This is a genomic window from Vibrio sp. V39_P1S14PM300, assembly GCF_009904765.1.
Taxonomy (GTDB): Bacteria; Pseudomonadota; Gammaproteobacteria; order Enterobacterales; family Vibrionaceae; genus Vibrio; species Vibrio proteolyticus.
Genome location: NZ_WXWP01000025.1, coordinates 1 through 15,372, shown reverse-complemented (window position 1 = coordinate 15,372; position 15,372 = coordinate 1). Strand labels below are relative to the sequence as shown.

The window sequence follows — 15,372 nt, the reverse complement described above, 5'->3', positions numbered from 1 at the left end:
CTGGAGTAAAGCGAAGACAGATAGCAGGTCTTGCCGGATAAGTGTATGCCCACCTACGTTAAACGTTGATCGTGGCACGCCTAGGCGCCGGGTGGCACCGATAAGCTGTCGGCGATCAGTTGGATCAGATGGTCTTCTACCTCAAAACGGTATTCCATGGTTTCCCCGACGTCGGATAAGGCATTGTCGAAGTTCTCCAGATCGTCTTTTTCATCCACTGCCGAATAGCGTTCGTAGAATTCAATCAGCGGCTCAGTGGTTAACACGATTTTGGCGTAGGTTTGGTTAATCTCGTCGGTGGCGGTAAAACCGGTCGATTGCCATTTATCCATCACCATGTCGTATATTTGGTAGTGACCTTCGGAGATATAGTCAACCAGATGTTCGCAGAAGCTGTGAATTTCAGGGGGAGAAGGGAGTTCCAGTACGGTAGATTTGTTTGCGCAGGGTTGCAGAGAGGCCAGTTTACAGTATTCAACTATCAAACGTTGCCTGGTTTCCAGCCAGTGGTCGATGACATCACTGGAGCCACCCCATTGTTCCTGCGTGTGTTTGAATTTTTTTAGCATGACCATGCCCTCATGATCGAGTCACATTCCCGTGACTATTTAACTTCGCTCAGCAAAGTGTCCATTAGAGTGTTAAGCTCTTTTGCTCACAAGAGTTTTTGCCTGAATTGTCCAGGTTGATTAACTCTGGTATGAAATTAGATTGCCAGTAAAATGAACGAACTGCAAGTTGATAGGAGTGGCGACAGTGGAAAACAGTGAAGTCAACTATGGTGACCAAGCTTACTGGTGTGTTGTATCAGGAAGTGAGCTCTGGATGGCATCCGGTATGCTACCGAAAGGAAAAGCCAGTGATTTTGAACTGCCGGCTGAACAAGCGGTGTGTATCGGTGACTATCAGGGTACCGCTGTAATGTGGCTGGATGAACACCACGTCGATCGACCACTGGAGATGGTGTCACTGCGTGATTGCCTGCACTTACCTGAACCACTGTTTTTGCTGCTCAGCAAGGTGGTGCAATACGGTCACATGACTCAGTCGATGCGCTTTTGTCCGCAGTGCGGAGGACGCAATCATCTCAATCACAATCAATTGGCAATGCAATGCGGTGACTGCCGAACACTGCATTATCCGCGGATCTTCCCGTGTATTATTGTCGCCGTCCGTGATCAGCAGCGGATATTGCTGGCACAACATCCGCGCCATCGTAATGGCATGTATACGGTGATCGCCGGTTTCTTGGAAGTGGGGGAAACGCTGGAGCAGTGTGTGGCACGTGAAGTCCGTGAAGAGACCGGTATTGAAGTGCGTAACATCCGTTATTTTGGCAGCCAGCCGTGGGCATTTCCGTCGAGCATGATGATGGGGTTTGTGGCCGATTACCACAGCGGCGTGCTAAAACCGGACTACAGTGAACTGAGTGATGCGCGCTGGTTTGAGGTGGATGAGATGCCGCCCGTTGCCCCGCCAGGGACCATTGCAAGAGCGTTGATCGAGCACACGATAGAACGCATCAAATCTGGACATCATACTGAAAAATAGGCAAAAAAAACCCTCCGGGTAGGAGGGGGTAAGTAAGATGTCGTTATGAGATGCTGAGCCTCACGGACTCAGTGAGTAATTATTGTTTTCGCTAGCGAACAAATTTTTAACATTGAAGTCAGGTGGGTGCAAATTAAGCACTGATTTAAAAGTTAATAACTTGATCCAGATTGCAAAGCCGACTGATTTTGCGAGGCGAAGAGTGTTAGAATAGCGCCCACAAAAAAGCGCCTCAAATAAGTGGAATAACGGAATGACTGAATTAAAGAATGACCGCTACCTTCGTGCCTTGTTGAAACAACCTGTCGATTACACTCCGGTGTGGATGATGCGTCAGGCTGGCCGCTACCTGCCAGAGTACCGTGAAACCCGGGCGCAGGCCGGCGACTTTATGTCGCTTTGTCGCAACGCGGAGTTGGCATCAGAAGTGACTCTTCAGCCGTTGCGTCGTTTTCCACTTGATGCGGCGATTCTGTTTTCCGATATTCTGACCATCCCAGATGCCATGGGGTTGGGCCTGCGTTTCGCAGCCGGCGAAGGTCCGGTATTTGATAATCCCATCACCTGTAAGGCTGACGTGGATAAGATTGGTCTGCCTGATCCTGAGGGTGAACTGCAATACGTGATGAACGCGGTACGCCAGATCCGTAAAGATCTTAAAGGAGAAGTCCCTCTGATTGGTTTCTCCGGCAGTCCATGGACACTGGCGACTTACATGGTCGAAGGTGGCAGCTCGAAAGCCTTCACCAAGATCAAGAAGATGATGTACGCCGAGCCGCACACGCTGCACGCGTTGCTGGATAAACTGGCCGACAGCGTGATCGAATACCTCAATGCCCAAATCAAAGCCGGCGCTCAGTCTGTGATGGTGTTTGATACATGGGGTGGGGTGCTGACGCCGCGTGACTACAACCTGTTCTCATTGCAGTACATGCACAAGATCGTCGATGGCCTGATTCGTGAAAATGAAGGCCGCCGCGTGCCCGTCACATTGTTCACCAAAAATGGCGGTATGTGGCTGGAGCAGATTGCGGCCACGGGCTGTGATGCGGTTGGACTGGACTGGACGATCAATATTGCTGACGCCAAGGCGCGTGTGGGCGAGCAAGTGGCCCTGCAGGGCAACATGGATCCGTCAATGTTGTATGCCCAGCCGGAACGTATTCGTGAAGAAGTGGCATCGATTCTGGACGGATTTGGCCACGACGGGACCGGCCATGTCTTTAACCTCGGACACGGCATCCATCTGGATGTGCCGCCGGAAAACGCCGGTGTGTTTGTCGAGGCTGTCCACCAGTTGTCCCGGCCGTACCACAAATAATCACCTTCGCAAAAGCGCCTGATAAGACCAGGCGCTTTTTGCTTATAGCGTAAACTAGTCGCTATACTCAGATAAATACTCAGATAAATACTCAGCGGGAATTGAATAAATCGATGAAAACACGCGATAAAATCGTTTATGCGGCACTGGAACTGTTTAATCAACAAGGTGAGCGTAATGTGACCACCAATCACATTGCGGCGCACATCGATATCAGTCCCGGCAATCTCTATTACCATTTTCGTAATAAGCAGGAGATTGTGCGGGAGATTTTCGCGTTGTACTCGGCTGAGCTGCTGGAGCGGTTCACGCCGATCCAGGGGCAGCAGGAGAGTCTGGTGTTGCTGAAACAATACCTGGACTCGATCTTCACCCTGATGTGGAAATACCGTTTTTTCTACGCCAATATGCCAGAAATTCTTCAGCGCGATCAGGTGTTGCAGGAAGAATACATTCAGGTACAAGAGCGGCTTCAGTCTAACCTGGTTGATATCATGGGCGTGTTTGTTGAACTCGGCCTGCTTAAAGGCAGTGATGCGGACCTGAAAGCCTTGGTGACGACGCTCCACATGATTGCGTACAGCTGGTTGGGGTATCAGTCAGCGATGTCGAAAAACACCGACATTACCGAACGGGTGGTGCATCAGGGGATGTTGCAGATGATCGCGGTGGTGAAGCCAAGCGCCACTGCGCAGGGGCGGGAACAACTGCAATTGCTGGAAGATGGCGTCAAAGCCATGTATTCCTGAGTTGATCCTATCGTAACAGACTGACTTATAACCTTTTGCTCTTTGTTGCCCGGCCGTGAAACCGTTAGATTAATCTCTTTGAACGGACGCTACCGCGCGGGGTAACTGCATGCATTTTGATGTCTTCAACGGGGATGCCGACGGCATTCTCTCTCTGGTGCAACTTCGTCTGGCCGAGCCCAGGCCGGCGAGGTTGGTCACGGGCGTGAAGCGGGATATTCAGTTATTGGAGCCGCTGGACGCCGCTGATGGAGACACGCTGACGGTGTTGGACATTTCTATGGCGAAGAACCAGAGCGCGTTGCTGCGTTTGCTGAGCGCTGGCGCCAGCGTGTTTTACGCCGACCATCATCAACCGGACGAGATTCCTACCCATCCCGCGCTGCAGGCGCACATCAACTTAGATCCGAACACTTGTACCGCTCTGATCATTGATGAGCTGTTGCAAGGGCGGTTTCACTTATGGGCGATCACCGCTGCGTACGGCGACAATCTGATCGCGCGTGCCGATGAATTGGCGACGGCGGCGGGCTTGTCTCGTGAGCAAAGGGACCAGTTGCGTGAACTAGGCACCCTGATCAATTACAACGGTTATGGGGCCGAAGTGGCGGATCTGCATGTTCATCCGGCCGAGCTGTTTCGCGCATTACTGGAGTACACTTCGCCGCTGGAGGCCATCAGCGATCCGGCGTCACCGTATCTGCGCCTAAAGCAAGCCTACGCGGCGGACATGCAACAAGTGCAGGCACTCGCAGCGGATTACGTTTCGGATAAACTGGCCGTTTATCATCTCGATGACAGTGCGGCGTCGCGGCGGATTAGTGGGGTGCTTGGCAATACGTTGGCCAATCAGACGCCATCCAGGGCGCATCTGGTGGTCACCCCCAATCGCCAGGGCTCGCTGACCGTGTCGCTGCGCGCACCGCTGGACAACAAACAGGGCGCGGCGGCGATTTGTACCCAGTTTGCCACCGGAGGTGGCCGCGAGGCGGCGGCAGGTATTAATGCGTTGCCGCGCGAAGTGTTGCCGCGTTTAATTGCGGTGATTGAAGCTTATTACTGATTATTTCAGCCAGCTTGATGGGTTCTGGGTTTTGCTGTTGCGGCGGATTTCAAAATACAAGCCTGGCTGGCTTTGGCCACCGGTATCACCCGCGAGCGCAATGGTTTCACCGGCGGTGACTTTATCGCCTTCTTTCTTCAGCAGCGTTTGGTTAAAGCCGTAAAGGGTCATGTCGCCTTTGCCGTGATCGAGCAGCACCACCAGACCATAACCGCGCAGGTATTCGGCAAACACCACCGTGCCCGGATACACCGCTTTGACCGCCTGACCGTAACTGGCACCGATCACCATGCCTTTCCAGTTAATTTGTCCGGTTTGATGCGAGCCATAGTTGTGCAATACCCGGCCGTTGAGTGGCCAGGGCAGGCGACCTTTCTGACGGCCGAGGCCGTCCATTGGGACGGCGTTCCGCTTGGCGGCTTTGGCGATTTCGGCCTTGAGCCGGGTTTCATTGCGTTGCAGCTCTGCCAGGTAGACTTTGTTGCTGGAGATGTTGCCTTTGATCTTGTTGACGGTCTGTTTGCGTTTGGACTGTGTCTGAGCCAGCTCGTCCCGTTTGTCGGTCTGCTCTTTGAGCAGCGAGGTGATCTGTTCTTTTTCCAGCTCTAGCTGACGTTCGCTGTCGTTCAACTCTTGCTGGGTGATCTCCAGCGCTTCGATGGTTTCCGCTCGTGCTTTAGCCAGGTGCTGGAAATATTGACTCATGCGATCTTCTTCCGGATCGCTGCGCAGCAGATTCGAACCGTTGCTTTTATTCATCATGTAATAGGTTTGCAACAGTTGCGCCAGCTTATCGCTTTGGGCGGTTTTTTGCGCTTCGAGCTGAGTGATTTTCTCTTTGAGTTTGGCAATATTGGCGTTGGCCGTGACCAGTGAAGCCTTGGTTTGTTTGATCTGGGTTTCCAACCTGCTGATCCCAAGCTCCTGTTGCTTGAGCGATTTTTGCAGCTTATCCAGTTCGTTTTGCTGTGAGCTGAGGGATTTTTGCTGACGGGTGATTTCGCTTTTTACGCCTTTGAGCTCGTTCGGTGATACGGCGTGTGCCGGTGTCAAAGCGGATGAGACCAACATGAGTGTCGCAATAGTCAGGCTACGACGAAAAAAAACGAGCGTCGACGAAAAGCAGAAGGTCATGGTTTGTGTGGTTCCGTATCCCAGATTCAGGTAAGCCAGTATACCCAAAGACTTTTGTCAGAAGAAAGGACTATGTCAAAACTTCCTCTGTCGAACGCCGATGAAAAAACGCCCCGCTGGTGAGCAGGGCGTGGTATCGACATCGTGTACTTATTTGTACAGTACGTCACCGGACATTTCTGAAGGAATTTCCATGTCGGTCAGTGACAACATGGTTGGTGCCAGATCCGACAGTTTGCCGCCAGATTTGAATTCCAGATCTTTGCCGCCAACGTAGATCAGTGGCACCGGCAGGTTGGTGTGCGCCGTGTGCGTACCACCAGTTTCCGGGTTCACCATCATTTCCGCGTTACCGTGGTCGGCGGTGATCAGCAGTTGACCGTCCACTTCTTTAATGGCTTCAACTACACGGCCAATGCATTCATCTACGGCTTCACAGGCCTGAACGGCGGCGTCGTATACGCCGGTGTGACCAACCATATCGCCATTCGGGTAGTTACAGATGATCGCGTCGTACTTGCCGGATTTGATCGCTGCAACCAGTTTGTCGGTCAGCTCAGGTGCGCTCATTTCTGGCTGAAGGTCGTAAGTCGCTACTTTTGGTGACGCCACCAGTTGACGCTCTTCGCCGTCAAACTCAGTTTCCACGCCACCATTGAAGAAGAAGGTTACGTGTGCGTATTTCTCTGTTTCCGAGATGCGCAGTTGAGTTTTGCCGGCTTTCGCCAGCCATTCACCGTACGTATTGTCCAGCGATGCTGGTGGGAATGCGCACAGCAGCGGAATGTCAGCGGCGTACTGAGTCAGCATCACAAAGTCGACTTGTGGGAACGCTTTGCGCTCGAACCCTTCAAAACCCGGTACAAAAGTACGGGTGATTTGGCGGGCACGGTCTGCACGGTAGTTCATGAAGATCACGGCGTCGCCATCTTGCATCGCGGCAGACTCTTGGCCTTCTGCCCGGATTTCCGTGGCTTTGACAAACTCATCGTTTTCTTCACGGGCGTAAGCGGCTTCCAGACCCGCTACCGCGGAGTCATAAGTGAAGTCGCCTTGTGCCAGAGTCAGCAGGTCGTATGCTTTTTCAACGCGTTCCCAGTTGTTGTCGCGGTCCATGGCGTAGTAACGGCCAACCAGCGAGGCGATGCGGCCTTTGCCCAGTTCAGCAAACAGCGCGTCAAAGCGTTGCAGTGAGTTTTCTGCGCTGCGTGGCGGCGTATCACGGCCATCGAGGAAGCAGTGCAGGTAGATTTTCTCCGCGCCACGTTCTGCGGCCATTTTAACCGCTGCGTAGATGTGATCTTCGTGTGAGTGTACGCCACCCGGTGACATAAGACCCATCAGGTGCACCGCTTTGCCGGCAGCGACCGCCTTATCAATGGCGTTGACCAGAGTCGGGTTGTGTTGGAATTCACCGTCAGCAATCGCTTTGGTGATACGGGTCAGATCTTGGTAAACCACGCGGCCGGCACCGATATTGGTGTGGCCCACTTCTGAGTTACCCATCTGACCGTCTGGCAGGCCCACATCCATACCGGACGCTGAAATCAGCGTGTGTGGATTGTTTGCCATCAGGCTGTCCATGACCGGAGTGTTCGCGTTGTTGATTGCGTTGCTGTCGTTGTCTTCACGGTAACCCCAACCGTCAAGAATCACCAGTGCCATTGGCTTCTTAGCTGACATAGTTATGACCTCGTCAAATTCAAAGTAACTTTAGAAAGAAATTAGCGTAATTTTACTACACTTTGAAGTGATTGCAGTAGGTTAAGATCAATGATTCTCCCTATCAATGCAATCGGAGCGGCCGAAATGATCAGAAACCACCTCAAAATGAAAATTTATTAGCAACACCCTTTATCCGGGTATTGTAGTTACGAGACCAGTATTCCGGTCCCGCACACCGCAACGACGGCTCCCAGCCAAGCGTATCGGTTAGGGCGGCGCCGAGTGTAGATCCATAGTATAGGCAATAGCATGATGGGTGTGGTCGAAGAGAGCAAGGCCACCATGCCGACGTTGCCTTCGCGCAGTGCGTAGAGAATTAAGGTCATCCCAACCGCCATGGCCAAAAAGCCGTTGATGGCGGTGATCGCAAATATTCTGACGGTCATTCGTTGGGTTGCTCGGGCCAGGCGGGCTCCGCTCAGCAGCAGTAAGGAGTGCGCGATGAATGCGGTGATCATCCGGATCGCCGAGGCCGCAATGGGATCAATATCGGTTTGCATCACAGGTTTGGCGATGATGCCACCGAGTGCCTGGCACAGTGCGGCGGTCAGCCCCAGTGCCACGCCGATCCAGACGTTGCCTTTGACGGCTTCAAGGTGATTACTGCTCTGGCCTCGGCGGCCAAAAAAGATTGCCGTCAGTACACCGGAAAACACCAGTGCAGCGCCGATCAGCTCATTGGTGGTCATGCTTTCGCTAAACAGAAAATAGCCGAGAATGGCTGAGAACACTGCGTGACAGGAGAATAGCAGCCCGGCCTGGCGTGGCCCCATCCGGTTAAGGCAGGCGAACAGCGCGGTATCACCGATAAAGATCCCGATCAGACCGGACAGCATCATTGGGGTAATGGCGTTGTCTGCGACGCTTGACCAGCCTCCGGACAGCCAGGCCATCAGCGACAGAATCAAGGCTGTGCAGCCCATACGCCAACGGCTGTAAGCAAACGTGCCAAGGTGTTGTGCGGGTGTCACAGACAACAAGCTGGCGACCGCCCATAAAAACGCGGCCGCCAACGCTAACCATTCGTAACCCATGAAAAAGACGTCCTTGTACTGGGAGGGAAGTTAAGGACATCACTATGCCTCAATCAGGCCGGGTCACAAAGCAAAGATTGAGGCCGGGTGAGATCAGACTTTAAAGCGACTGATCTGCTGGCGCATTGCGTCCGCCGCTCGGTTCATGTCTGCCGCACTTTCGCTGCTCTGGATGGACTGCTGAGCCAGCGCATCGGAGGCGTCTTTGATGCCTTGTGTATTGCGACTGATGTCTTCACTGACCGCACGCTGCTCTTCCGCCGCACTGGCGATTTGCAAGGCCATATCATTGATTTCATTAATTGCAGTTGTGATTTTCGACAAGCTGTCCTGAGCTTCCTGCGCGTAGCTGACACTGGTGTCCGCCAACTGAGTGCTGGTTTGCATGCTGTCAACGGCCTGACGGGTGTTGCCCTGCAGTGTTTCGATCATGGCCCGGATCTCCTCGGTGGAGCCGTGGGTACGCTGGCTCAGTACCCGAACTTCATCCGCCACCACGGCAAAACCGCGCCCTTGCTCACCCGCACGTGCAGCTTCGATCGCGGCATTGAGGGCCAGCAGGTTGGTCTGCTCGGCAATATCCTGAATGGTGGACAGGATCTGGTTGATGCTCTGGGCGTTGTTTTCCAGCTCGCTGATGACATCGGCGGCACTGGTGACCTGATTGGCCAGGCTGATGATGGATGAGCGGTTTTGCTCGATCACCTGTTGGCCGTCCTGACAGGCACTGGCCGAGGCTTGGGAGGCCGTTGCGGTCAGTTCGGCGTGGCTGGCCACTTCGGCGGCGGTAGCCGACATTTCGTGGATCGCGGTGGCGATCTGGTTGACGTCGTTCTGCTGGTGCTCGACCCGGTCAGCAGCCTGCATAGAAAGGGAGCTGGCCTGACCGGCCTGAGCCGACAAAGTCTGGCTGTGATCGACGATGCCCCGCAGCATCTGTTGCAACTGGCTGAGGAACTGGTTGACGTGTGTCGCCAGTTCGCCGATTTCGTCCATCCGTTTGATGTCGATACGCTGAGTCAGATCGCCTTCCCCCTGAGAAAGTTCCTGTACCGCATCAGACAGAGTTTTGAGTGGCATCAATAAGCGGGTGATGATCAATGTACTGATGGTCGCGATGATCACGTACAACACCACCGACGCGATGGCGGTAAAGGTAATCTGCTCCGAGACCGAAGCGTATGCCATCTGTTTGTCGACCACGATACCCAGAGACCAGTCGGTGTTAGGCACTGAAGCCAGATACACCAGCTGTTCGTTCTTTGCTGGCCAGTCGACAGTGGTGATGCTGCTCTGGCGGGTCAACTCGGCCACCTGACTGGCGGTCAGCGCCGGATTGAGGTTGGTCAGTGGTTTCTGACTCAGTTTTTCATCCTGATACGCCACGATGTTGTTCTGGCCATCGACCAGAAACGCAAAACCATTGTTGTCCAGACGCAGGTTGAGAACCTCTTTAATGATGTTGGTGACGGTCAGATCCGCCGCCAGTACCCCGCGTTTTTGCCCGGAAAAGGCTTTAGCAATACTGACAACGATGCTGCCATCAAAGTCCTGGTAGGGTTCAGTGATGATCAGACCGTTGCTGGCCATGGCATCCTGATACCAGGGGCGGCTGCGCGGATCGTAATCGGTGGGCCAATCTTCGGTTTTGTCGCCGTAGGCAATGCTGCCGTCATTGAAACCGGCGTACACCGAAAGGAAGTTCCCAGCCCGTTTGGTCACCAGCAGCTCGCGGTCGGCGTTGGATTGGTCTGCAATCGCCTTCTCGTTGGCGAGCATCATGCTGCTGCGCGTGGCCAGCCAGTCACTGATGTAGCGAGTGGTTGCCCGACTGGCATTTTCCATTTCCTGGCTGATGGCTGAGGTGGTTTCCTGCCTCAGTTGACTGACCGAAATCCATGCCTGAACACCGCTGACTATCGCGATGATGATCGCTATGGCGATTTGAATTTTAAACTTTATTGTGTTTCTCATTGCCTTTCCTTCATTACAGCAGAAGAGTGCCTAACAGGCCTCGATTGGGCTCATACTCCGCCTTGTTATGGTTGTGAATTGACGGAGATGCTTCACAGCATCCGCTGATAGTAGTGGATGACGGCAGTGAGTAATTTGATCGCGTCGACGTATTAAATGTGTGGATTATCGCCAAATTGCGTATATATGGGGTGGATTTGCGATGATGTGACCTCCGATCCAGAAATTCTGTCGCGGAGGTCGGAGTTACATCAGGTGAGCATCAGCGCGGCACCATACACCACCAACAGACCGATCACGCCCATGATCAGGCCGGTTTTGGCCATATCTTTACTCTCGATGAGCCCGGTGGAATAGGCGAGCGAGTTCGGCGGTGTCGATACTGGCAGAATCATCCCCAGTGAGGCCGAGAAGGCGACGATCACCAGCAACCCCTGCAGGCCACCGACGGTTGTCAGGCTGTCCATGGAACTGCCAATCGCTGCGGCGATCGGCATCAACAAGTTGGCAGTGGCGGTGTTGGACATAAAATTTGCCATCAGCCAGCACACCATCGACAGAGCAATCACCACCGCCATCGGTGACAGCGCTTCATAATGGATAGCATGAGCCAGCGCGGCTGCCAGACCGGTGTGATCCAGTGCGATGCCGATCGCGATCCCGCCGGCAACCAGCCACAATACATCCCAGTTGATCAACTTAAGCTCCTCTTTACCCATGATGCCGGTCAGGGTGAATACCGCGAGGGGAATGATCGACACCACGTATGTGTTCATGCCGTGCAGTTGTGTGGTCATCCACAACAATATGGTGGCGGCAAAGGTGACGTACACCACAATCGCGCGCCATTGCATACTGAACTGACCATTGAGTTTGAGCTCCATGCGGACCTGAGTCGACGGAAACAGCTTCTGCAGTAAAAACCAGGCGATGGTCAGTTGTAGAATAACAAACGGTAGCCCCATCATCATCCAGCTGAGAAAGCTGATGCTGTGTTCCCCTGTCAGGTATTGCAGGGCAATCGCATTAGGGGGCGTGCCGATGGGGGTCGCGATGCCTCCGGTATTGGCGGCGATGGGAATACACAGCACCAACGCTTTGATTCCCAGATCACCTTTTGGCGCTGATGCGACGATCGGGCCAAGCAGTGCCAGCATCATCACGGTGGTGGCGGTATTGGACATGAACATTGAGAACACGGCCGTGATCAGCATCAGGCCGAGCATAATGAATCTGGGCTGATTCCCGAACGGTTTTAACAGCACCCGGGCCAGGTTGTTGTCCAGTTCATATTTGGAAGCGGCGATCGCCAGCGCGAAGCCACCCATGAACAGAATAATGATCGGCGAAGAAAAGGCGCTGAAAATGTCGGTATACGCTAATAGCTGCCCCAAGTCGTGGCCGCTGGGCGGCGTGCGGAACAGGTGCAGGCCTTTGTCGGAAATCATCACCAGTTCCAGAGCGATGATCAGAATGGAGGTGGCAAACACCGGCACCGGTTCCAATACCCACAGCAGAGCCGCCAGCAGGAAAATCGCCAGCAGGCGATGTTGGATCAGGGTCAGGTTGTCGATCGGTATCGCATCCATTGGCATCATCAGGACACCGAGTGGGAGCAGGAAGCAGATGAGCAGCTTGATGACTGTCTCGGTTTTCATCGTCGGCATAATGCACTCTCTGACAAGGTCGGTGTCATTAGCATAAGAGATGCGTGGCGGTGGGTCTTAGACCAAGCTTAGAGTTTTGATATGTCGCGGATTTTTATGCGATTGTTTTGTTTTTCATCAATAAAAAGCCCCGTGAGGTACGGGGCTTGGAAAGGTGCTGAGTGAAGGGATTATTCTGTATCACTTTGCTCGGTTTTACGGTACGCATATGGGGCGCCCATGCGTGTCGGTGCGTTGTCCTGGATGCTGTCATCAAACCGGATGGCGTCTTTGGCGAACAGGTTGATCACGGTCGAGCCCAGTTTGAAACGGCCCATTTCCTGACCTTTTTTCAATACCACGGACTGAGTTCCCTGCGCCGGATAATCCCAACGGTAAACGGTGTTGCCACGCGGTGGCGTGACCGTGCCTGCCCAGACCAGTTCAATGCTGCCGACGATGGTGGCGCCGACCAGAACTTGGGCCATCGGGCCGAATTCGGTATCGAAAATACACACCACACGCTCGTTGCGCGCAAACAGGTTTGGTACGTTTTCTGCCGTCAGCGGGTTGACCGAAAACAGATCGCCCGGTACGTAAATCATCTGACGCAATACCCCATCACATGGCATGTGCACCCGGTGATAATCACGTGGTGACAGGTACAGAGTGGCAAACTCACCATCGGCAAACTCGGCGGCCAGTTGCTCGTCCCCCCCCAGCAACTCCTGAGCGCTGAAGTAATGACCTTTAGCTTGGATCAGTTGGCTGTCTTCGATGGGGCCAAACTGGCTGACACACGCGTCAGCCGGGTGCGTGATGAGATCCGCCCCGTCTGCCAGCGGGCGTGCATCGCCTTTCAGTTCACGTACGAAGAACTCATTGAAGGTCTTAAAATGTGTCGGATCAGAGTGGCGCGCTTCGTCCATATTGACGTGGTATTTTTTGATGAACCAGCGGATCACAGCGGTGGTCAGACCGCCAGCCTGGGCTGACGCCAGTTTGCCCATCAGGCGGGTCAGGCCGTGCTGAGGAATCCAGTACTGCAGTCCAACTTTAATCTTGTCCATTGTGTTTCGTTCCAATGTTAATAGTCGGTTTCAAATCTTCAGGGCGCGAGATAGTACTTAAAAAGGCACCGCTTGTCAGCAGTGTCTCATCTCGCGTCGCCAAGGAGTGTGTTACAGGTCGGCTTTTTTGTTGCGGGAATACTGACGGTTGGCTTTGTTTTCCGCCATGCTTTCCAGAATGCGATGATAGTTATCAAAGCGTACTTCGCTGATCTCGCCGTTTTCAACCGCTTCACGTAGCAAACAGCCGGGATCGTCCAGATGTTTGCAGTCACGGAATTTACAGCCACCGAGGTAGGGACGAAATTCGACAAATGCCTCGGTGACTTCGTCGGCTTCCAGGTGCCACAGGCCGAATTCGCGTACGCCCGGCGAATCAATCAGATCGCCACCGGATGGGAAGTGGTACAAGCGCGCAGCGGTGGTGGTGTGTTGGCCCAGCCCCGAGTTTTGCGAGACTTCTCCTTCTTCGACGTCCAGACCTGGCATCAGGGCGTTCACCAGACTGGATTTGCCCACCCCAGACTGACCAACGAAGATATTGACGCGATCGCGCAGCTGGTCTTCGAGCTCTGTGATGCCTTCGCCGCTCTCTTTACTGACCAGCACAACTCGATAACCAATGCGCTGATATTCACTCATCCACTCGCGGTAGAGGGTACGCTGCTCTTCATCCAGCAGATCGATTTTGTTCAGCACCAGCAGCGGTACAATGTTGAGTGTCTCAGACACCACCAGATACCGGTCAATGATATTGAGAGACAGCTCCGGCAGGACAGAAGAGACGATCACCATCTGGTCGACGTTGGCGGCCACTGGTTTCAGACCGTCGTAGTAATCCGGGCGAGTCAGCACAGAGCTGCGAGGTTCGACAGCTTCCACCACACCGGAAATGCCGTCCATCGATTCCAGACCAGAACGCCAGATCACTTTGTCTCCGGACACCAGCGTTTCAATACCCCGGCGCAGATTACAGCGATGTACCTCTTTGGTCTCGGTGTCTTCGATGTCGGCGTGCTGGCCAAAGCGGGTGATAACCAACCCGGTTTTGCTGCCACCCAGCATGGTTTCGTCCCACTGAACGGTTTCTTCCTGAGTGAGCTTGCGCTTTTGATTACTTCTAACTCGTCTTACCTGACCTTTGGTCAGTTTTTTCTTCTTTGCCACAATTTGTCTCAATGATCGCAGGTGCACCGAACTATCACTGCCGGCATACACCTATCTTGGGGATCTCAATTTGGGTATAGTACCTTTTTTATCGGCAAACAAATAGGCAACGTCTCTATGTCCTTTAGTGACCAGAACTTAATCTGGGTCGATCTAGAAATGACCGGTCTGGATCCCGAAACGCACAAAATTATTGAAATCGCGACCATCGTCACCGACAGTGAACTGAATATCCTTGCAGAAGGGCCCGTGTTGGCGGTTCATCAATCGGAAGCGGAGCTGGCGAAAATGGATGAGTGGTGTACTACGACACACACCAACAGCGGGCTGGTGGCGCGGGTTCGTCAGAGTCAGATCGATGAGGCGGAAGCGGTGCGTCAGACCTTAGCTTTTCTGGAGCAGTGGGTGCCGAAAGGAAAATCACCGATTTGTGGTAACAGTATTGGGCAGGATCGCCGCTTCCTGTATCGGTATATGCCGGAGTTGGAAACCTATTTCCACTACCGATACCTTGACGTCAGCACGCTCAAAGAGCTGACCCGACGCTGGAAGCCTGAAGTGCTCGACGGGTTCACCAAACAGGGCAGTCATTTGGCTCTGGACGATATTCGTGAGTCAATCGCTGAGCTAAAATATTACCGCGAAACGATTTTTAAGATATAATCGCCCGGCTGCGAAAACTCCGCTGATGGTAAAAACAACGCCAGGTGTTGCTTTGTTACCCGGAGTTGTGTGGTTTTTCGTCAAACAGAAAAAAAATGACTTTTTTTGGCGCGAAGGACTTGCATCACAAAAAAATGCTCTTATAATTCGCAGCCCTAAACGACGGAAACGTTGTTGATGCGACACTAGCTCAGTTGGTAGAGCGCAACCTTGCCAAGGTTGAGGTCACGAGTTCGAACCTCGTGTGTCGCTCCACTTTCTTTAAGCAGAAAGTA

Annotated in this window: 13 protein-coding genes and 1 tRNA gene; 6 read left to right on the top strand and 8 right to left on the bottom strand. The window is 53.3% G+C overall.

Annotated features, from left to right (window positions below):
* Positions 1–80 precede the first annotated feature (80 nt).
* Entirely contained in the window at positions 81–575 is a 495-nt protein-coding gene (rsd, locus tag CAG65_RS01380) for a sigma D regulator (protein WP_161451657.1), read from the bottom strand.
* Positions 576–756: 181 nt separating this feature from the next.
* Here rsd and nudC point away from each other — a divergent pair, with 181 nt between their 5' ends.
* From nudC to CAG65_RS01360, 4 genes are all read left to right on the top strand, one after another.
* Positions 757–1,551 carry an NAD(+) diphosphatase gene (gene nudC / locus CAG65_RS01375; RefSeq protein ID WP_161451655.1) on the top strand — a complete coding sequence of 265 codons (795 nt, stop codon included), beginning with the start codon at positions 757–759 and terminating at the stop codon, positions 1,549–1,551.
* Between the two features lie 253 nt (positions 1,552–1,804).
* Complete coding sequence (gene hemE, locus CAG65_RS01370; RefSeq protein ID WP_021707372.1) at positions 1,805–2,872, top strand: uroporphyrinogen decarboxylase; 1,068 nt, start codon at positions 1,805–1,807, stop codon at positions 2,870–2,872.
* 113 nt (positions 2,873–2,985) lie between these two features.
* Positions 2,986–3,621, top strand: a complete 636-nt coding sequence (locus tag CAG65_RS01365; RefSeq protein ID WP_021707373.1) for a TetR/AcrR family transcriptional regulator — start codon at positions 2,986–2,988, stop codon at positions 3,619–3,621.
* A 109-nt stretch (positions 3,622–3,730) separates the two neighbouring features.
* Positions 3,731–4,684, top strand: coding sequence for a DHH family phosphoesterase (locus tag CAG65_RS01360; RefSeq protein WP_161451652.1), 954 nt, complete (start codon positions 3,731–3,733; stop codon positions 4,682–4,684).
* On the opposite strand, the gene CAG65_RS01355 is transcribed toward CAG65_RS01360, so the two are convergent.
* The 7 genes from CAG65_RS01355 to rsgA all read right to left on the bottom strand — a co-directional run bounded on the left by CAG65_RS01355 (position 4,685) and on the right by rsgA (position 14,434).
* Positions 4,685–5,755, bottom strand: a complete 1,071-nt coding sequence (locus tag CAG65_RS01355) for a murein hydrolase activator EnvC family protein (protein WP_237668714.1) — start codon at positions 5,753–5,755, stop codon at positions 4,685–4,687.
* A gap of 213 nt (positions 5,756–5,968) precedes the next feature.
* Positions 5,969–7,501: a 2,3-bisphosphoglycerate-independent phosphoglycerate mutase gene (gpmM, locus tag CAG65_RS01350; protein ID WP_161451650.1), complete on the bottom strand. Its 1,533-nt coding sequence runs from the start codon at positions 7,499–7,501 to the stop codon at positions 5,969–5,971.
* A 188-nt stretch (positions 7,502–7,689) separates the two neighbouring features.
* Positions 7,690–8,577 carry a DMT family transporter gene (locus CAG65_RS01345; protein ID WP_021707377.1) on the bottom strand — a complete coding sequence of 296 codons (888 nt, stop codon included), beginning with the start codon at positions 8,575–8,577 and terminating at the stop codon, positions 7,690–7,692.
* Between the two features lie 93 nt (positions 8,578–8,670).
* A complete protein-coding gene (locus CAG65_RS01340; RefSeq protein WP_161451648.1) occupies positions 8,671–10,551 on the bottom strand; it encodes a methyl-accepting chemotaxis protein in 1,881 nt (626 codons plus the stop codon).
* 251 nt (positions 10,552–10,802) lie between these two features.
* On the bottom strand, positions 10,803–12,218 hold the full coding sequence (locus CAG65_RS01335; RefSeq protein ID WP_161451646.1) for an SLC13 family permease: 1,416 nt from the start codon (positions 12,216–12,218) through the stop codon (positions 10,803–10,805).
* Between the two features lie 170 nt (positions 12,219–12,388).
* A complete protein-coding gene (gene asd / locus CAG65_RS01330; RefSeq protein WP_161451644.1) occupies positions 12,389–13,267 on the bottom strand; it encodes an archaetidylserine decarboxylase in 879 nt (292 codons plus the stop codon).
* Positions 13,268–13,378: 111 nt separating this feature from the next.
* A complete protein-coding gene (rsgA, locus tag CAG65_RS01325) occupies positions 13,379–14,434 on the bottom strand; it encodes a small ribosomal subunit biogenesis GTPase RsgA (protein WP_021707381.1) in 1,056 nt (351 codons plus the stop codon).
* Positions 14,435–14,551: 117 nt separating this feature from the next.
* Between rsgA and orn the strand changes: the two genes are divergently transcribed.
* Both orn and CAG65_RS01315 read left to right on the top strand, forming a co-directional pair.
* A complete protein-coding gene (gene orn, locus CAG65_RS01320; RefSeq protein ID WP_021707382.1) occupies positions 14,552–15,097 on the top strand; it encodes an oligoribonuclease in 546 nt (181 codons plus the stop codon).
* Between the two features lie 179 nt (positions 15,098–15,276).
* A tRNA-Gly gene (locus tag CAG65_RS01315) sits at positions 15,277–15,352 on the top strand.
* The last annotated feature ends 20 nt before the right edge of the window (positions 15,353–15,372 follow it).